General features: G+C 50.5%; 14 protein-coding genes and 1 pseudogene. 9 read left to right on the top strand and 6 right to left on the bottom strand.

Annotated elements, in window-relative coordinates; genetic code table 11:
• Positions 1-10 precede the first annotated feature (10 nt).
• Positions 11-1,345, bottom strand: coding sequence for an MFS transporter (locus AC0IXI_RS03085; RefSeq protein WP_064513916.1), 1,335 nt, complete (start codon positions 1,343-1,345; stop codon positions 11-13).
• Between the two features lie 172 nt (positions 1,346-1,517).
• Here AC0IXI_RS03085 and AC0IXI_RS03080 point away from each other — a divergent pair, with 172 nt between their 5' ends.
• Complete coding sequence (locus AC0IXI_RS03080; protein WP_471681916.1) at positions 1,518-2,453, top strand: LysR family transcriptional regulator; 936 nt, start codon at positions 1,518-1,520, stop codon at positions 2,451-2,453.
• A 48-nt stretch (positions 2,454-2,501) separates the two neighbouring features.
• Here the strand turns inward: AC0IXI_RS03080 and AC0IXI_RS03075 are convergent, their stop codons facing one another.
• Both AC0IXI_RS03075 and ascF read right to left on the bottom strand, forming a co-directional pair.
• Positions 2,502-3,932, bottom strand: a complete 1,431-nt coding sequence (locus AC0IXI_RS03075) for a 6-phospho-beta-glucosidase (protein WP_064513920.1) — start codon at positions 3,930-3,932, stop codon at positions 2,502-2,504.
• Between the two features lie 17 nt (positions 3,933-3,949).
• Positions 3,950-5,407: a PTS cellobiose/arbutin/salicin transporter subunit IIBC gene (ascF, locus tag AC0IXI_RS03070; RefSeq protein ID WP_471681915.1), complete on the bottom strand. Its 1,458-nt coding sequence runs from the start codon at positions 5,405-5,407 to the stop codon at positions 3,950-3,952.
• Between the two features lie 403 nt (positions 5,408-5,810).
• Between ascF and AC0IXI_RS03065 the strand changes: the two genes are divergently transcribed.
• Entirely contained in the window at positions 5,811-6,827 is a 1,017-nt protein-coding gene (locus AC0IXI_RS03065; protein ID WP_064513925.1) for a LacI family DNA-binding transcriptional regulator, read from the top strand.
• A 33-nt stretch (positions 6,828-6,860) separates the two neighbouring features.
• Here the strand turns inward: AC0IXI_RS03065 and AC0IXI_RS03060 are convergent, their stop codons facing one another.
• Together AC0IXI_RS03060 and AC0IXI_RS03055 are read right to left on the bottom strand one after the other, a co-directional pair.
• Positions 6,861-7,892 (bottom strand): NADP-dependent oxidoreductase, encoded by a 1,032-nt coding sequence (locus AC0IXI_RS03060; RefSeq protein WP_064513927.1) that lies wholly within the window; start codon positions 7,890-7,892, stop codon positions 6,861-6,863.
• Positions 7,893-7,988: 96 nt separating this feature from the next.
• The gene (locus AC0IXI_RS03055; RefSeq protein WP_471681914.1) at positions 7,989-9,509 is read right to left on the bottom strand and encodes a methyl-accepting chemotaxis protein; all 1,521 of its coding nucleotides are present in this window, start codon (positions 9,507-9,509) and stop codon (positions 7,989-7,991) included.
• Between the two features lie 293 nt (positions 9,510-9,802).
• Between AC0IXI_RS03055 and proP the strand changes: the two genes are divergently transcribed.
• The 6 genes and pseudogenes from proP (at position 9,803) to AC0IXI_RS03025 (ending at position 16,671) form a co-directional block, all read left to right on the top strand.
• A complete protein-coding gene (gene proP / locus AC0IXI_RS03050) occupies positions 9,803-11,308 on the top strand; it encodes a glycine betaine/L-proline transporter ProP (protein WP_424221594.1) in 1,506 nt (501 codons plus the stop codon).
• Positions 11,309-11,614: 306 nt separating this feature from the next.
• Positions 11,615-13,184, top strand: a pseudogene (locus tag AC0IXI_RS03045) (ABC transporter substrate-binding protein).
• Positions 13,185-13,250: 66 nt separating this feature from the next.
• A complete protein-coding gene (locus tag AC0IXI_RS03040; RefSeq protein WP_134184735.1) occupies positions 13,251-14,300 on the top strand; it encodes an ABC transporter permease in 1,050 nt (349 codons plus the stop codon).
• Entirely contained in the window at positions 14,300-15,133 is an 834-nt protein-coding gene (locus AC0IXI_RS03035) for an ABC transporter permease (RefSeq protein ID WP_471681913.1), read from the top strand. Before AC0IXI_RS03040 ends, AC0IXI_RS03035 begins: the two co-directional genes overlap by 1 nt.
• Positions 15,126-15,962: an ABC transporter ATP-binding protein gene (locus AC0IXI_RS03030; RefSeq protein WP_134184737.1), complete on the top strand. Its 837-nt coding sequence runs from the start codon at positions 15,126-15,128 to the stop codon at positions 15,960-15,962. The genes AC0IXI_RS03035 and AC0IXI_RS03030 overlap by 8 nt, the downstream gene beginning before the upstream one ends.
• On the top strand, positions 15,949-16,671 hold the full coding sequence (locus tag AC0IXI_RS03025; protein WP_471681912.1) for an ABC transporter ATP-binding protein: 723 nt from the start codon (positions 15,949-15,951) through the stop codon (positions 16,669-16,671). The genes AC0IXI_RS03030 and AC0IXI_RS03025 overlap by 14 nt, the downstream gene beginning before the upstream one ends.
• Positions 16,672-16,674: 3 nt before the next feature.
• Here the strand turns inward: AC0IXI_RS03025 and AC0IXI_RS03020 are convergent, their stop codons facing one another.
• The gene (locus AC0IXI_RS03020; protein ID WP_471681911.1) at positions 16,675-17,568 is read right to left on the bottom strand and encodes a diguanylate cyclase; all 894 of its coding nucleotides are present in this window, start codon (positions 17,566-17,568) and stop codon (positions 16,675-16,677) included.
• A 453-nt stretch (positions 17,569-18,021) separates the two neighbouring features.
• Here AC0IXI_RS03020 and ygjG point away from each other — a divergent pair, with 453 nt between their 5' ends.
• Complete coding sequence (ygjG, locus tag AC0IXI_RS03015; RefSeq protein ID WP_208326135.1) at positions 18,022-19,413, top strand: putrescine aminotransferase; 1,392 nt, start codon at positions 18,022-18,024, stop codon at positions 19,411-19,413.
• Positions 19,414-19,420: the final 7 nt, after the last annotated feature.

Here is a 19,420-nt window from a genome sequence, read left to right as displayed (position 1 = left end):
TTATTCCTTTTTATTCATCACAGAAAGTTTTGCGTTCATGCCAGGCCAGCAATGCGCCGAATGTCACCACAGCACAGAACATCAAATACCAGGCTGGGGCCATGGGTTGCCCGGTGACTTTTAACAGCCAGGTCACGATCAATTGTGCGAAACCACCAAACAGCGTGACACCAATGGCATAAACCATAGCCATACCAGAAGCACGAACTGCTTTTGGGAAGGCTTCGAGGATCAACAAGAAAAAGGCGGCGGAACTGATATTGGCGAGGATCTGATCCACGGCGATCAGCGCCAGGGTAATGCCGAGCGGCGCACCGTGCAGAATGGTGGCGAAGATCGGCCAGATCAGGGCAAATGATCCTAATGCACAGGCGATCAAGATCGGTTTGCGTTTAGGTAATTTATCCGCCAGTTTGCCGCCAAAGAAAGGCACCACCAGCGTTAATGCCGCCGCCGTCAAACTCACCCACCACGACGTACTGGCTGGCATATGCAGCGTGTTAACCATATAAGCAGGCATGTAGTAGATGATGATGTAAAAGGTCGTGGTGCCTTTCATCACCAGCAAAATGCCCAGTAACAAAGCGCGGCGATGTTCGCGCCACAGCGTAAAAGTCGGGTTTTCTGCACTAACGGTTGGCGTCACAGTATGCGTTTCGGCAAGCTGGCGGCGGATATACAAACCAATCGGCATAATCGCCAGGCCAACAATAAACGGTATACGCCAGCCCCAGTCATAGAGCTGTTGCTCGCTCAGGACATGGCTTAATCCCGCGCCCATCGCCGCACCAAACAGTGCCGCCCCACCCTGGCTGGTCATCTGCCAGCTGACGCGTGCACCACGGCGAGATTTATCCCCCGCTTCCATCAACCATGAGGTCGCCGCCCCAACTTCCCCACCCGCTGAGAACCCCTGAAGCATACGCCCAGCCACCAGCACAACCGGCGCCATGATCCCCACCTGCTGATAAGTCGGCGCAAAGGCCACCATCATGACACCTAAGGACATCAGACCGAGGATCAGCGTCATTGCCGATTTACGCCCGTGTTTATCGGCATAACTCCCAAGGACCATACTGCCGAGCGGGCGCATCACAAAGCCAACCCCAAAGGTCCCGACAGCCAGTAACAATGAGGTGTAATCGTTGGAGCTTGGGAAAAACAGATGACCAATGATCACCGAGAAAAAGCTGTAAACCGCAAAGTCGTAAATCTCGAGGCCATTGCCGAGAGTAACTGCCACCAACGACTTAGCGTTAGCGCGCTCCGGGACCAACGGCGCATCATACGGAAGCGAGGCTGACATCTCGGCATCCACCTGGGCATAGCTGACACGCTGTTTCATGCTCACGTCCTTTTTTGTTACTCAGATGTAAACAAACTGGGGTTGTGTTTTAACTATCTGCATAAAAAAAGAACATTACAATCATAAAAATTAGTTATGCCTTTGGTTATCTTATTTGTATTGTAAGAGAGCAAAATTTGCACCACGGTGATGATTCAGGCGGTACGGAAAATTGAAAATCAAACTAAATCAGTTAGATATTTTGTTGGAAGTTGCCGCGCAAGGCAGCATCGGCAAAGCGGCAAAGGCGTTACACCTCACACAACCCGCCATTTCTAAAACAATTCAGGAAATGGAAGCTGAAATCGGCATGCCGATTCTGCAACGCTCATCACGCGGCGTAACGTTAAATGAGTATGGGCAGGTTTTGCTGCGCCACGCTCGAGACATCGATCGCTCCCTGCATCAGGCACGGGATGAAATCGACAACCTGCTTGGCAAAGCCATGCGCCAGTTACGGGTTGGTTTTACTTCGGCGGCCTCTTACGGGCCATTTACCAACACGCTGATTCAATTTCAGGCACGCTATCCCGGCGTAAAACTGATTGTGATGGAAGGCAGGCCGCAGCAAATTCACGATGCGCTTGAGAACCAACGGCTGGATATTGCCGTCATCACCACCGCCAGCAATGTGGCGCCAAACGGCATGTATTACGAAACGCTGTATGCCCTTGGCAACTCGGTGATTGCCGGTAACCAGCACCCCGTCACACACACAACCTCACTGAAGCATTTGATGGATTACCCCTGGCTGGACTGGGATGAACCCGGTGAGCACTCCATTCTTGGGCAAGTTTTTCGTCGTTATAACCTGCCGCTACCGCAAAATATTATCCACTGCTCATCACCCTGGATCATGGCGCGCATGATGGAACAAACGGATGCGGTAAGCATGTGGACATCCGTGCGCCTGCGCTTTCCAGGCTACAGCCCGAACCTTCGGCCGCTGGTGCTGCGCGAAGTGCTTCCGGCCAGCAGCATCTGCATTTTGTGCCCAAATATTGCCAGGCTTTCAACCGCCGGAAATACCTTTATGGAAATGCTGAGGATTAATACGCGTGACTGGTTGCAGGATAGTGATGCACTGGAGATGGTGGCGCGGGTTTAGACGTTTTATTGCGGCCAGGCTACAAGGCCAGGCCGCATGGCTCACAAGTTAGCTCAAATCAGCACCGTTACTGGCTATCACTTTCTTGTACCAGTAAAACGATTTTTTACGCGTGCGGGCGAGTGTACCGTTGCCCTGGTCGTCGCGATCAACGTAGATAAAGCCGTAGCGCTTGCTCATTTCTCCGGTCGATGCTGATACCAAATCAATGCAGCCCCACGATGTGTAACCGATAACCGGGATACCGTCGTCGATGGCGTCTGCCATCGCTTTGATGTGCTCACGCAAATAGCTGATGCGATAGTCGTCGTTGATTTCGCCTTGCTCGTTAATTTCATCTTTTGCACCGAGTCCGTTTTCCACCAGGAATAACGGTTTCTGGTAGCGGTCGTACATCATGTTCATGGTGATGCGCAGACCGAGCGGGTCAATACCCCAACCCCATTCGCTCGCTTGAATATGCGGGTTTTTCAGGGATTTCACGATGTTTGCCGCATTGCTGTTTTGGTCGTTCATATCAGCCGAAGCGCAGCGCGAAGCGTAGTAACTGAATGAGACAAAATCGACAGTGTTTTTAAGGATTTCGTCATCACCAGGCTGCACTTCAAGCTCAAAACCTTTCTCGCGGAACAAGCGTTTGGTATAGGCCGGATAAGCACCACGCGCCTGCACATCAATAAAGAACAGGTTCTCACGGTCTTTTTCCAGTGCAGCCCAAACATCTTCAGGTTTGCAAGAATACGGGTAGAAATTCCCACCCGCTAACATACAGCCCACCTGATTGTTCGGGTTCACTTCGTGGGCAATTTTAGTCGCCAGGGCGCTTGCCAGCAGTTCGTGGTGCGTCGCCTGGTACTTCACTTGTTCTTTATTATCGCCTGCTTCGAATACCAGACCTGCGCCAGAGAATGGGCTGTGTAGCAAGATATTGATTTCGTTGAAAGTGAGCCAGTATTTCACCAGGCCATCGAACGCTTCAAAACAGGTACGCGCATAGCGGGTAAAAAACTCCACCATTTTGCGGTTACGCCAGGAACCGTACTCTTTAACCAGATGCATTGGCACATCGAAATGGCACAGTGTGACCAGCGGTTCTATACCGTACTTTTTACACTCGGCAAACATGTCACGGTAAAAAGCGATGCCTTCCGCGTTTGGCGTTAATTCATCGCCATTAGGGTAAATACGGCTCCAGGCAATGGAAGTACGAAATACGGTGAAACCCATTTCGGCCATCAGCGCGATGTCTTCTTTGTAACGATGATAGAAATCGATACCGACATGGCTCGGGTAGTATTCGTCATCACGCAAACTAAAACGCTTTTCGATACCCAGTTTTACCGACATACGGTCTTTACCATGCGGGATGGTATCAACCGTGGTTAGCCCTTTACCGCCTTCAAGATATGCGCCTTCAGCCTGGTTCGCAGCTATCGCTCCGCCCCATAAAAAATCCTTCGGAAATAGAGATTCGCTCATGAGATTCCTCTTCTAAATTAATTTGCGCTTGCAGATGCAACAACGGCGTTTGGCTGTACTTGTTCTTTCTCTTTAGTTTGTTCTTGTTCAACCGGGATATCTTCGAAGCCCAGTAACAGTGTCAGGAAGAAAGAGAGCACCACCGCCAGGATCATCACGCCAAACACCCATACGATGCTCATTGGATTCGCGGGGTCAAAGAACTGCACGCTGGTAAATAAACCTGGAGAGGCCATCGAGTGGCTCGCCAGCCCGCCGATTCCGGCGACCGCTCCGCAGACAAAACCACTGATTAATGCCGCAATCAATGGGCGCTTAAGACGCACCGCCACACCATAAAGCGCAGGTTCAGAAATACCCGCTATTATCGCTGAGGCTGCCGCAGCAAGAGCCGTCTGGCGCAGTTCAGGGTTTTTCGTTTTCCATGCCACTGCTAAAGATGAACCGCCGAGTGATAAGTTGGCACCGATTTCAGATGGCATAACCATCCCTTCTTTGCCCGTCTCCGCGATGGTTTGAATAATAGACGGCGTGAATACACGGTGCATGCCTGTCATCACCAGCAGTGGCCACAGCGCGCCCATAATCGCCACCGACAACCAGCCAAGGTAGTGGTGGATGGTGTAAACCAGTGAAGAAATACCGGTACCAATCCAGATACCCAGCGGGCCAATCAGCATGATGGCAATCGGGGCTGAGATAAGCACAATCAGCATCGGTTTCAGGAAGTTTTTCGTGACCGCAGGCGTGATACGGTCAACCCATCTTTCGATGTAAGACAGCAGCCAGGTCATGCACAGCGCTGGGATAACGGTGTAGGTGTATTTCACCGCAGTGACCGACATCCCCATAAATTCAACGTGTTGCCCCTGGGCCGCTTTCGCCATCAGGTCGACAAAGTTTGGATGAACCAGAACCCCGGCAATCGCGATGGCCAGCGACATATTGGTTTTGAATTTTACCGCCGCAGAAGCCGCGACCATGACAGGCAGGAAGAAGAACGCGCCATCACCAATCACATTCAGAATGACAAGCGTTGAAGAGCCTTTCTCGAAGACGCCGGTCATGTCCAGAATCATCGCCAACAGTTTTACCATTGAGCCGCCAATAATGGCGGGGATCAGCGGTGACATGGTGCCAATCAGGGCATCCAGAATCCCTGCGCCAATGCGTTTCAGGGTGATTTTGCTTTTGCCTTGTGCGGGTTCAGCGGGCTGCATGCCTTCTGGCAAAAGTTTCAGTACTTCAGCATAGGCCTGAGACACGGTGTTACCGATAATCACCTGGCACTGATTTTCGCTGCGAACGACACCCATCACGCCATTGATAGCTTTCAGTTTTGCAGTATCTACGATGCTGTCGTCATTGAGTACGAACCGCAAACGCGTCATGCAATGAGTCACCGCGCCAACGTTACCTGCGCCACCAATTGCGTCGACTATCGACTGTGATACTGCCGCATAATTCTTAGCCATGAGCTACCACTCTTTCGTATTTAAATTCATGTAGTTATGAATGATTTATGCCGGTAACACCGCGTCGACGTGTAGGGGTTCGAGAAATAGGTAACCGGTTCCACATTAGATTGGACATGAAAAATAAACAGATCAAATACTAATTTTACATATTGTTAATTTTGTGATTACGATCGCCATAATCAGTCTTTTAAGGCCACTATCACCGCTTTCATACCCTAAATAATTCGAGTTGCTTCGAGGCGGCAAGGGAACGAGTCCCTGGGAGCTTACTTAAGTAAGTGACCCGGGCGAGATCACGCAGCCAACAAAGAAGCAGCTTGAAGTATGACGGGTATAGGGCAGTATTTTGTCATCGCGGAATGTGTAAAATGGGCACATTCAACAAAGCCAGGAAGCTCCCATGTCGACAATGCAAGAAGTGGCAAAAAAAGCCGGCGTCTCAAAAGCCACTGTTTCACGCGTTTTATCCGGCAAGGGATACGTCAGCGAAGCCACCAAAGAGCAGGTCTTTAAAGCGATTGAGGAAGCGGGATATCGGCCAAATTTACTGGCGCGTAACCTGGCAACGAATAAATCGGAATGCATTGGTTTAGTGGTCACCAACACGCTTTATCACGGCAGTTATTTCAGTGAAATACTTTCGCAGGCTGCCAAGAAATTAGAAGATAATGGTCGCCAGCTCATTCTGGTCGATGGTAAACACAGCGCACAAGAAGAACGTGAAGCGATTCAATTTCTGCTCGATTTACGCTGTGATGCGGTAATTATTTACCCGCGCTTTTTAACCATTGATGAAATGGATTTGATTATTGAGCAGCATAAAAAACCGATTATGGTGGTTAACCGAAAATTAAGAAAAAACCAAAGCCACTGCGTTTTTTGTGATCATAAAGGCTCCAGTTTCCAGGCAACAAAATATCTGATTGAACGTGGGCATCGCGATATTGCCTTTATTACCGGCTCAATGGACTCCCCTACCGCTATTGAGCGTTTGTCAGGCTATAAAGAAGCGTTAAATCAATATGATATTGGTGTAAATGAAGATCTGATTGCACAAGGGAAATGGACGCCAGCCAGCGGTGTTGCGGCAGTTGAAACGTTGCTTGCGCGCACAAACAAGATCAGCGCAATCCTCGCCAGTAATGATGAAATGGCGGTTGGCGCAATGAAACAATTAAACGATATGGGTATTTCTGTTCCTGGTGAAATATCAATTATCGGTTTCGATAATATACCTACCGCACCTTATCTCTCACCAGCTTTAACCAGCATTAAAGATCCCGTGAGCGATATGATAAGCGAGGTTATCAACCGCTTAATATCCATGCTCGATGGCGGATATTTGTCGAAAGAGAATGTATTTACGTCAGATTTACTGGCAAGAAATTCAGTGATTGACGGGCCATATAAAGGTTAATAAAACGGCGCATTCGCGCCGTTTCAATAAAAATCAGCTCGCGACTTTTACAATTAATTTGCCGAAGTTCTTACCACTCAGCAAACCACGGAACGCTTCAACGCTGTTTTCCAGACCATCGACGATATCTTCACGGAACTGGATTTTCCCTTCCGTCAGCCACTGGCTCATCTGATTAAAGAATTGCGGGTAACTGTCGCTGTAATCCTGAGAAATAATAAAGCCTTGTACGCGCAGCCGTTTTTTCAGGATGGTGCCCATCAGCAATGGCAAGCGGTCTTGTTCAAACGCGCTGTTCATGCCGTTGTACTGGCTGATAACGCCACACACCGGGATTCGCGCTTTGGTATTGAGTAGCGGCAGCACTGCGTCAAATACCGCCCCGCCGACATTTTCAAAATAGACATCAATGCCTTTGCTACAGGCTTTTTTCAGCTGCTCGGCAAAGTCCGGGGCTTTATGGTCAATACAAGCATCGAATTTCAGCGTTTCAGTGACGTAGCGGCATTTATCAGTGCCGCCCGCAATCCCGACGACTTTTGCTCCGAGCAATTTTGCCACTTGCCCAACCACTGAGCCCACGGCACCGCTGGCCGCCGCGACAACCACAGTTTCACCCGCTTTTGGCTGGCCAATGTCGGTCAGGCCCATGTAACCGGTAAAACCAGGCATACCGAGCAGACCGAGCGCGTAAGAAGGGTGCTGCATATTGGCATCGAGTTTCTGCAAACCTTCGCCATTGGACAACGCGTAATCCTGCCAGCCGGTGTATGCCAGAACCAGGTCACCGTCTTTATAATCCGCATGTTGAGATTTTTCGACACGGCAGACGGTGCCTGCACCAATGACATCGCCAATAGCCAGCGGTGCGGAATAAGACTCGGCATCATCCATACGCCCGCGCATATACGGGTCGAGTGATAAATAGAGCGTGCGCAGCAGTAACTGACCTGCGGCAGGTTGTGGAACAGGCGCGTCTTCCAGTTTGATATCTTGACTGGTCGGCATACCCTGCGGGCGCTTCGCTAACACAAAGCGACGGTTAATCTGGGACGACTGAGTCATAACGCTCTCCATTGATTGGGTCGTGAGTAAAAATTCAGTTAGTCCCAGACTAGCTAATAATCCACCGACATGGGGTGAAAAATGTGCCATTTAAAATTAATGCAAAACCGTCACGGCATCTTCCAGACGCGTTGCCCGGTGTTTCACCATCGCCGACACTTCCGCACTCTCTTCAACTAACGCCGCATTTTTTTGCGTGATAGCGTCCAGTTCAGCCACCGCACGCGTTAAATCAGACAACCCCTCCGCCTGCTCGGAAGTCGCATTGCTGATTTGCCCGAGTAACTGAGTCACGTTTCGCACCTGTTCAACAATGTCTTTCATGGTGCGCCCCGCTTCGTGAACCTGAATGGTGCCGGATTGCACTTTGCTGGCGCTGGCATCGATAAGTTTGCGGATATCATTTGCCGCAGTCGCACTGCGCTGCGCCAGGTTTCGCACTTCACCGGCCACCACGGCAAAACCTTTCCCTTGCTCACCGGCACGCGCCGCTTCCACGGCTGCATTAAGCGCCAGAATATTGGTCTGGAAGGCAATGTCATTGATAAGGCTGGTAATCGAGCCGATACGCTGCGTACTGTCGGCGATTTCATCCATGGTAGTCACAACAGTTTCCATCGCCTTGCCGCCATGGGCTGCGGCCTCGCTCGCGGAACTGGAAAGCTTATCGGCCGCTGCGGCAGTTTCTGAGTTGTTCTGCACCGACACCGCCATCTGGCCCATGGTGGTGACGGTTTGCTGCACGTTGACCACCGACTGGCGCGTGCGCTCATTGAGTTCCACATTGCCTTGGGCCAGCGTTTCGCTGCCACTGCGCACGTTCTCAACCTGATGGCTGACATCATGAATCAGCCAGCGGCACATCAAACCTAGCTGGCCAATGGCACGCAGCGTCATACCAATTTCATCCGTTCGCGCAAGATGCTGCACACGCTGTTGATTTCCCGTGGCGACTTCCAGCGCCTGGCGGGCGACATTTTCCAGCGGGCGGGCAATTTGCCACTCCAGCAACACGCAGGCAAGTAGACTTGCTAACGCACTGATAAGCACAGGCAACGCCCCCTGCCCCAATGAAATAGAGGCTGCCACCATCAGCAAAAACACACCGCTCATGATAAGCCTAATGCGGCCTCGCAGCGGGAGAGCGGGCAATTTACCCAGCCAACCTTTACGTAGCACTAATCCTTTAAATAAACGACGTTTGCAGCGCCCTTCCCTGAGCGCCTTATACAGCGGCTCGACCGCTGCGATTTCCTCCGGCTTCGCTTTGGTACGGATCGACATATAGCCAGTAGTTTTGCCGTTACGCACCACCGGCACGACGTTAGCCCGCACCCAGTAGTGATCGCCGTTTTTGCGCTGGTTTTTGACGATACCGGTCCAGGGTTCTCCTTTTTGCAGGGTGAACCACATATCGGCAAAGGCGGCTTTGGGCATATCGGGGTGGCGCACCAGGTTGTGGGGCTGGCCTGTAAGTTCATGAAGCGAGTAACCACTGACCTTCACAAATGCGTCGTTCGCATGGGTGATTGTGCTTTTTAAATCGGTTGTCGACATCAATGTCGTGTCGTCATCAAGCAGGTATTCATGCTGTGTAGCAGCCGTGCGCGCAGTCATAGCAACTCCCTTGGCAGGTTATCCAATTGTTAATATTTTTAGTTGTATTGTTATTTCGGCGCTGCAAAAATTTCCTTTAGCGGTTAAACTTGACGACGATCACACTTTTTTAACTAAGCCATATTTTTTATAATGATTTTGGATGGGGAGCACATTTCCCATTAATTTCATGAAGTTATTAATGAAAATGTCATAGTGACGCTAAGTGCTGGAGTTTTGACCTTCAATTTGCAATCGGCACACTACACTTAGTACGGGGCCGTTTCGCCCCCGCAAGGAAAAAGAGGATAATAATGTTAAAAAGGAAAAAGAAAGTCAGACCTATTAAGGTCAGTGACGTCACCATCATCGACGATAGTCGCCTTAAAAAGGCGATTACTGCCGCATCGCTTGGCAATGCGATGGAATGGTTTGATTTCGGCGTATACGGCTTTGTTGCCTACGCCCTCGGTAAGGTTTTCTTCCCGGATGCCAGCCCTAGTGTGCAGATGATTGCCGCCTTGGGTACCTTCTCTGTTCCCTTCCTGATTCGCCCGTTGGGTGGCCTGTTCTTCGGCATGCTCGGTGACAAATATGGTCGCCAGAAGATCCTGTCCATAACCATCATCATTATGTCATTGAGTACCTTCTGTATTGGCCTGATTCCGTCGTACGCGACTATCGGTATCTGGGCGCCAATCCTGTTGTTACTTGCGAAAATGGCGCAAGGGTTCTCAGTGGGTGGTGAATACACCGGTGCTTCAATATTCGTCGCCGAATACTCGCCAGACCGTAAACGCGGCTTTATGGGCAGCTGGCTGGACTTCGGTTCCATTGCCGGTTTTGTCTGTGGTGCGGGCGTGGTGGTGCTGATTACGGCGATTGTCGGTGAAGCTAACTTCCTCGAATGGGGCTGGCGTCTGCCGTTCTTCCTGGCATTGCCATTAGGGATTATCGGCCTGTATCTGCGTCATGCGCTTGAAGAGACACCTGCGTTCCAGCAGCACATCGAAAAGCTTGAACAAGGCGATAAAGAAGGTCTGACTGATGGCCCAAAAGTTTCTTTCAAAGAGATAGCCACTAAGCACTGGCGCAGCCTGCTGACCTGTGTCGGTATCGTTATTTCAACCAACGTGACCTACTACATGTTGCTCACGTATATGCCAAGCTATCTCTCCCACAACCTGCACTATTCCGAGGAACATGGCGTACTGATTATTATCGCTATTATGATTGGGATGCTGTTTGTGCAGCCGGTAATCGGCCTGCTGAGCGACCGTTTTGGCCGTCGTCCATTTATCGTAGGCGGCAGCATCGCATTATTGTTGCTGGCAATCCCTGCTTTTATTCTGATTAACAGTAATGTGCTGGGGCTGATATTTGCCGGGCTGCTGATTCTGGCGGTAATTCTAAACTCCTACACCGGGGTTATGGCATCCACGCTGCCTGCCATGTTCCCAACGCATATTCGTTATAGTGCGCTGGCAAGTGCCTTTAATATTTCGGTACTGGTAGCCGGTATTACGCCAACGCTTGCAGCATGGTTAGTGGAAACTACCGAAAACCTGATGATGCCAGCTTATTATCTGATGGTGGTTGCGGCTATCGGTTTGATTACCGGCCTGACCATGAAAGAGACCGCCAATAAGCCGCTGAAAGGTGCCACACCAGCGGCTTCTGATATTGCCGAAGCACGTGAAATTGTTCAGGAACACCACGATAACATCGAGCAAAAAATCGAAGATATCGACCGTGAGATTGAAGAATTACAGGCGAAGCGTACCAATCTGGTGGATCAACACCCGCGCATTAACGAGTAATTTTTAGCAGCATCAAAAACGCCGGGCCAATGCCCGGCGTTTTCATTTCTGGCTTTAACCTTCATTCCTGGAAGGAATTGGTTATGTCTAAAATTTATAAGCAAAGTATTTTTTGGACTTTGCGAATATTCATAACTCACCTAACGTAACCTGCTCAAACAAAATTGATATATACCCAAAATAATTCGAGTTGTAGGAAGGCGGCAAGCGCGTGAATCCCAGGAGCATAGATAACTATGTGACTGGGGTGAAGGTGCGTAGCCAACGCATCAACAACTTGAATTATGAAGGGTATAAGGGTGTCACATGCAAAGAAAAATAATGCCATTACTGCTGCTGGCTGCCATCTCCGCGAGCAGCTTTGCCGCAACACCGCCAAATACTTTAATTGTTGCCCAGGGACTGGACGATATCGTCAGCCTTGATCCTGCCGAAGCGAATGAGCTGTCGAGCATTCAAACGGTGCCGAGCCTTTACCAGCGCCTGGTGCAGGCCGACCGTGAAGACCCGGCCAAATTAGTCGCGGTGCTGGCTGAAAGCTGGCAGGGCGATGCGGCTAACAAAAAACTGACCATTAAGCTGCGCCCGGATGCCAAATTCTCATCGGGTAACCCGCTGCGCCCGGAAGACGTTATCTTCTCTTATACCCGTGCGGTTACGCTCAATAAATCCCCGGCATTTATTCTTAACGTCCTTGGCTGGCAACCAGACAACATCGCCAGCCAGTTGAAAAAGGTCGATGACCACACGCTGGAACTACACTGGACGGCTGACGTTAGCCCGGCGGTGGCGCTGAATATTCTCTCCACGCCGATTGCCTCTATCGTGGATGAAAAAGCCGTTAGCCCTAACGCGAAAGCGGGCGATTTCGGTAACGAATGGTTGAAAATGCACTCGGCTGGCAGCGGCCCATTCAAGATGCGAGTTTACCAGCCGCATCAGGCGATTGTGTTAGACGCCAACCCAACCTCACCGGGTGACGCACCTAAAGTTAAAAACATCATCATTAAAAACGTTCCAGACCCGGCAGCTCGCCGCCTGCTGATTCAGCAAGGTGACGCCGATATTGCCCGTGACCTGGGTGCGGATCAGACCAGCGCGCTGGAAGGTAAACCGGGCGTGAAAGTGCTGAGCATCCCTTCTGCCGAGCAGAACTATATGGTGTTCAACGCGGGTAACGATGCAAACCCACTGTTGAAAAACCCTGCCCTCTGGGAAGCCTCTCGTTATCTGGTGGATTACCAGGGCATCACCAAAGATCTGTTAAAAGGCCAGTACTTTATCCACCAGAGCTTCCTGCCAGTAGGTTTTGCAGGCGCACTGGACAACAACCCATTCAAATTTGACCCGGCAAAAGCGAAAGAGATCCTCGCTAAAGCAGGCATCAAAGACGCCCACTTCACGCTGGATGTAGAAAATAAACCACCGTTTATCACCATCGCGCAGTCTATGCAGGCAAGCTTTGCTCAGGGCGGCGTGAAGGTTGATCTTCTGCCAGCCGCAGGCGAGCCAGGTTTATGCCCGCGTTCGTGCCAAACAACACCAGGCCGCGATCCGCTTGTGGATCCCGGATTACTTTGACGCCCACTCCAACGCCAGTGCCTTTGCTTATAACGATGGCAAAACAAGTACCGTTGCAGGCTTAAACGGCTGGCAGATTCCGGAGTTAAGCAAGCAGACTCTGGCCGCAGTTGCGGAAGCTGACCCGGCTAAACGCCTGGATCTGTATAAAAAAATACAGGAAGAAGTTCAGCACAATTCGCCGTACGTATTTGTGGATCAGGGTAAAACTCAGATCGTTGTGCGTGAGAATGTGAAGGGCTACCAGCAGGGTTTGAATGCGGATATGGTGTATTACGATCGAGTAAGCAAATAACTGCTTTGTCTTCTTCCTCTTAGGGGAAGGAGACAATCCGCGAAATATGTTTAAGAAGAGTTCCACATGTCGGACATCTCCACCCTTTCAGCATCGAGTCGCTTAAGCCGCTCGTTGTTGACGCTGCTCCAGGGGCTGTTTACCCTGGCACTAACGATTATCGGCTTACTGCTTATCACTTTTGCCCTGTCGGCGCTTTCGCCTGTCGACCGCGTACTGCAAATCGTTGGCGATCATGCAAGCCAGGCCACATACGATCAGGTGCGCCACCAGCTTGGTCTGGACCAGCCCCTTCCCGTTCAGTTCTGGCATTACCTGACCAGTCTTGCTCATGGCGATTTGGGCACCGCCAGCGCCACTGGGCAGCCGGTGTTACACGATTTACTCGCCGCCTTCCCGGCAACACTTGAGCTTGCCACCCTCGCGCTGATTATTGGCAGCGTTATGGGCGTTATTTTTGGTGTGCTTTGTGCTCGATTTGCCGGCTCACCATGGGATTTAGCGGTGCGCACGTTCACACTGCTTGGCAATTCAGTCCCTATCTTCTGGTTGGGTCTGCTGATGCTGGCGTTTTTCTATGCGCGGCTTCAATGGAGTGCTGGGCCGGGGCGTCTGGACGATATTTATCAGTACAGTGTGGAAGCAAAAACAGGCTTTGTGTTGGTTGATACCTGGCTATCCGGCGATCGTGATGCCTTCCTGAATGCTATCAATCACCTTACATTACCCGTGTTACTACTCGCCTATTATTCGCTGGCAAGTATTACCCGCCTCACACGTACCGCTTGTCTGAGCGAAATGAACAAAGAGTACATCACGCTTGCGCGCGCCAAAGGCGCCGGGGAGATGGCGATTCTGGTGCGCCATGTGCTGCCCAATATTCGCGGCACATTGTTTACGGTTATTGCGCTGGCGTACACCGGCATGCTTGAAGGTGCGGTACTGACTGAAACGGTCTTCTCCTGGCCGGGTATTGGGCGCTATCTCACCACCGCTCTATTTGCTGGCGACACCACAGCGATTATGGGCGGCACGCTGTTGATTGGCGTGTCGTTTGTCATTATCAACAATCTGACTGACGTGCTGGTGCGTGTCACCGATCCGAGGGTGCGCTAATGCCGTCTTATCTCTTTTTACGCCGCACATTGCGCTCACCGGCGGCACTGTGCGGGTTAATCATCATTACCCTGCTAGTGCTGATTGCCATCTTCGCTCCGCTACTCGCACCGTTCGATCCGAACTGGCAGGATGCCGCTGCACGTCTGCAAGCGCCCAATGCTCAGCACTGGTTGGGTACCGATAGCTATGGCCGCGACCTACTCTCACGTCTGATTTATGGCTCACGCCCTGCTCTTGGGCTGGTGTTGCTGGTCACAGTGATAACGCTCCCCGTTGGGATGCTGATCGGTATTCTTTCGGGCTATTACGGCGGTTGGCTGGAGCGTATGTTAATGCGTTTTACCGATGTCGTTATGTCGATGCCACGCCTGATTCTGGCCTTTGCTTTTGTGGCAATGCTTGGCCCAGGCCTTGTGAATGGCGCTCTGGCGCTGGCACTCACCACTTGGCCTGCCTATGCGCGTCAGGCGCGCAGCGAAATTCAGCGCCTGCGCCATAGCGACTATCTCGCCGCCGCAGAAATGATGGGAATTCGTGGAACGCGCCTTTTAGCAGGTCACATTCTGCCGCTGTGTTTACCTTCGGCGATTGTGCGCCTGGCGCTAGACTTAGCTGGGATTATTCTAGCCGCAGCCGGGTTAGGTTTCTTAGGCCTGGGAGCCAGACCGCCAATGGCAGAATGGGGTTCGATGATCGCTGACGGTATGCAGGTTATTTTCGATCAGTGGTGGATTGCAGCCATCCCAGGTACCGCCATCTTGATTAGCAGCCTGGCATTTAACTTACTGGGTGATGGATTACGCGACGTGCTGGAGCCTGGAAATGACTGAGAATCGTATTGAAGTCAGTGGATTAAACATTGATTACCCAGGCGCTCGGGTCGTAAATAACCTCTCATTCACGCTAGGTAACGAACGGCTGGCACTGGTAGGCGAATCCGGCTCCGGTAAATCGATGACCGCCAGAGCGTTAATGGGTCTGGTGCGTAGGCCAGGCAAGGTAAGCGCAACTCAGCTCAAAGTGTTGGATAACGATCTGCTCAGTATGCGTAACCGTGACTGGCAACGCCTGCGTGGCAATGATATCGCGATGGTTTTACAAGACCCACGCTACGCACTCAATCCGGTGAAAAGCGTTGCACAGCAAATTGATGAAGCACTGCGCTTGCATCAAAAGCTATCTGGTTCACAGCGCCGTGAGCGGATCCGAGAAGTGATCAACGCTGTTGGGTTACAGGAAAATGTGCTGTCACGCTACCCGGCGGAACTCTCCGGCGGCATGGGGCAACGCGTGATGATAGCAATCGCTCTGGTCAACAATCCAAAAGTGTTGATCGCCGACGAACCTACTTCTGCGCTGGATGCTCGTCTGCGCAACCAGATTCTGGAACTGCTGGTGGAGCAATGCGAGCAGCGCCAGATGGCAATGTTACTAATTAGCCACGATCTCCCGCTTGTTGCCCAGCATTGCCAGCGTGTACTGGTGATGTATCAGGGACAAAAAGTGGATGAGATGGCTGCCAGTCAGCTTGCCGCAGCAACACATCCTTATACCCGCACACTCTGGACATGCCGCCCTAACGCCGCAACTTACGGCATGATGCTACCGACTTTAGACCGCAGCCAGAATCTGCAGGGAGAAAATAATGGCGCTCGTTGAGGTCAATAATTTGTGCGTGCAGTTTGCCGCAAAAGGCCAGCTAAAAACTGCCGTTCGCGATGCCAGTTTCGCCATTAATTCAGGGGAAACATTCAGTTTAATTGGCGCGTCAGGGTGCGGGAAATCTACTATTTTGCGCGTCCTTGCGGGTTTACAACGCGAGTGGCAAGGTGGAGTAAAACTGCTGGATGGGTTAATCAAACCCGGTGTGCGTTTTCAGGGTGATTTGCGCCGTAACGTGCAAATGGTATTCCAGGACCCGTATGCCTCCTTGCATCCAAATCACAGCATTTACCGCACGCTGGCTGAGCCACTAACGATTCATGGGGAAGTGCAAATAGCCGATCGTGTGGAAGAGGCACTACTTCAGGTAGGGCTACCAACCGATGCAATGAAGCGCTATCCGCACCAGCTTTCCGGCGGGCAGCGCCAACGCGTAGCCATTGCCCGAGCACTGCTGTTGCGGCCTAAGATTCTGCTGCTTGATGAACCCACTTCAGCACTCGATATGTCGGTACAGGCAGAAATTCTCAATCTGTTAAACCGTCTCAAACAACAGTTTGGCATGACCTATCTACTCGTTAGCCATGACGCAGATGTGATTGCGCATATGTCGGACCGTGCGGCTTATATGGCAGGCGGGGTCATTACACATGAGTTTGACCGCGCCGCTCTGGTGCGAGGCGAGCACCGTATGGACGCTGCATAACCACTAGTCGAGCGCAATCATCTCTTCTGCTGCAGTAGACATAATGCAGCGATTGCGCCCGCTATTTTTACCGCAGTACATTGCCTTATCAGCACGACTAATCGCCTCATGTAATGAATCTGTATGCGAGACGTTTGTCAGCCCACCAGTGGCCGTTACACTAATCTGCTCGTCACCCACGGTGATTTGATGTTGCTGTAAATGTTCGCGAATACGCATTGCAGCTTTCTGCGCGTCCTCGTCATTTCTTGCATCCAACAAGATAATGAATTCTTCGCCACCAAAACGATAAATACGCTCAGTTCTGCGTGTGGCATCTTTTAACGTCAAGGCCACGCTGCGTAATACATCATCCCCTGCATTATGCCCCCAGGTGTCGTTAATTGTTTTAAAATGGTCAATATCCATAATTAACAAATAAAGATTACGGCAGGTACGTTGGCACTGTTCACGGAAAAATGTAAATTCTTGATATAACAAGTGGCGTAGTGGCAAGCCAGTTAATGCATCATGCAAATTACGGTAGGAAAATAGATGTTCTTTGTAACGATCAAGGCTATGAATAAATTCGTGCTGCGCCTGTTGGTATTTTTCTAGCAATGAGTCTGTGACATTTTTTTGAATAATAGACTGCATTAACTCGCGGGCAACATCATGCATAAGGATATGATTTGTATTGATGGCCATGACCATCTCTTTATCCAGAGCACTGCCATTCAGACGTAGCGACAGCCAGCGGCTAAACCGGCAACGCTGGTGTGACATTGGGTCGAGGATATCGCTGTCGACCTCGCCATCCAATAGACTCAAGCGCAGGAATTTTCCAGCCCAGTCATAATGTTCCTTCATCGCAATATTTAATTCAGACAAGGAGTAATCAAGGTCATTGATAATCATTTTCAAACCACACTCACGTCATATTGATTAAATAACCACCACAAAAGATAACGTTCAATGGTGAGAAATTTCCCGCGCGAATTATAACTGCAATAATCATTAAACTTACAAGCATTCCTTCTGTAATTTACTGAGTTCTTATTAGTTTCAAAAAAAATGAAATTACACTGACTTCTTTGCAATGAGAGAAATAAAAAAGTTAACTTTGCAGTGCAATGCACTCTAAAGCAGCATGACGCACGGTTACGGTGCACAAAAACCGGATAACGAAGAACAAAGCCGCTTTATGTCAGCATTTTTATCCACGGAATGTGATTCTTTGTGACTATTTATTGCGCAACTTGAATTTCGTCAGATCGTTTATCCTGATTTCACTTATGGGAAGCGAAGTGGCGTATTCCCTGCAATACTTATTTTGTGTATCGCGTGATACGTCATTCCCAGGAGCACATTTTGAACAGGTTACCTACTAGCGCTTCGGCTCTTGCCTGCACAGCGCACGCTCTCAACATCATCGAAAAGAAGTCATTAACTCATGAGGAAATGAAGGCGTTAAATCGCGAGGTTATCGAAAACTTCCAACAGCATGTGAATCCGGGTTTTCTTGAGTATCGCAAATCAGTGACCGCCGGCGGGGATTACGGAGCCGTAGAGTGGCAAGCGAGTAGTTTAAATACGCTTGTCGACACCCAGGGTAAGGAATATTTAGATTGTCTGGGTGGGTTCGGCATTTTTAACGTGGGGCACCGTAATCCAACAGTGGTATCCGCCGTACAGCATCAGCTCGAAAAACAACCCCTGCACAGTCAGGAGCTGCTCGACCCCTTACGGGCGATGCTCGCCAAAACGCTTGCGACCCTCACTCCGGGTAAACTGAAATACAGCTTCTTTAGCAACAGCGGTACAGAATCGGTTGAAGCCGCGATTAAACTCGCCAAGGCCTATCAATCTCCACGCGGGAAATTTACCTTTATCGCCGCCAGCGGCGCGTTTCATGGCAAATCTCTCGGGGCGTTGTCAGCAACAGCAAAATCGGCTTTCCGTAAACCGTTTATGCCGTTACTTCCAGGCTTCAGGCATGTTCCGTTCGGCAATATAGACGCGATGCGTACCATGCTCAGTGAGTGCCGTAAAACCGGTGATGAAGTTGCAGCTGTAATCCTTGAACCTATTCAGGGAGAAGGCGGTGTGATTATCCCACCAGCAGGATATTTACCGGCGGTTCGTAAATTATGTGACGAATTTGGCGCACTACTCATTTTTGATGAAGTGCAAACCGGTATGGGACGTACGGGCAAAATGTTCGCCTGCGAACATGAGAACGTACAGCCTGATATTTTATGCCTCGCCAAAGCACTAGGCGGTGGCGTAATGCCGATTGGTGCCACCGTTGCGACAGAAGAAGTATTCTCTGTGCTGTTTGATAATCCTTTCCTACACACCACAACATTTGGCGGCAATCCGCTAGCCTGCGCGGCGGCACTTGCAACCATTCATGTTCTGCTTGAGCAGAATCTACCGGCACAAGCACAACAGAAAGGACAACTGTTGGTGGATGGCTTCCAGGCCCTGAAACGTGAGTTTCCGGAACTGGTGGTTGATGCACGTGGGCAAGGTTTGTTGATTGCCATCGAGTTTAGCGACAACGAAATTGGCTATAACTTTGCCAGTGAAATGTTCCGCCAGCAGGTACTGGTCGCCGGAACGCTCAACAATTCGAAAACCATTCGTATTGAGCCTCCACTGACTATCACGATTGAGCAGTGTGAACATGTGTTGGGCTGTGCGAGGAAGGCATTGAAATTGCTTTATGCCAACAGCAACAAAACTGAGTTAGCCCTGTGATCGAATG

Source organism: Buttiauxella sp. AC038 (assembly GCF_979253565.1).
The sequence above is the reverse complement of the archived record's forward strand: the minus strand, read 5'-3'. Positions and strand labels throughout refer to the sequence as shown.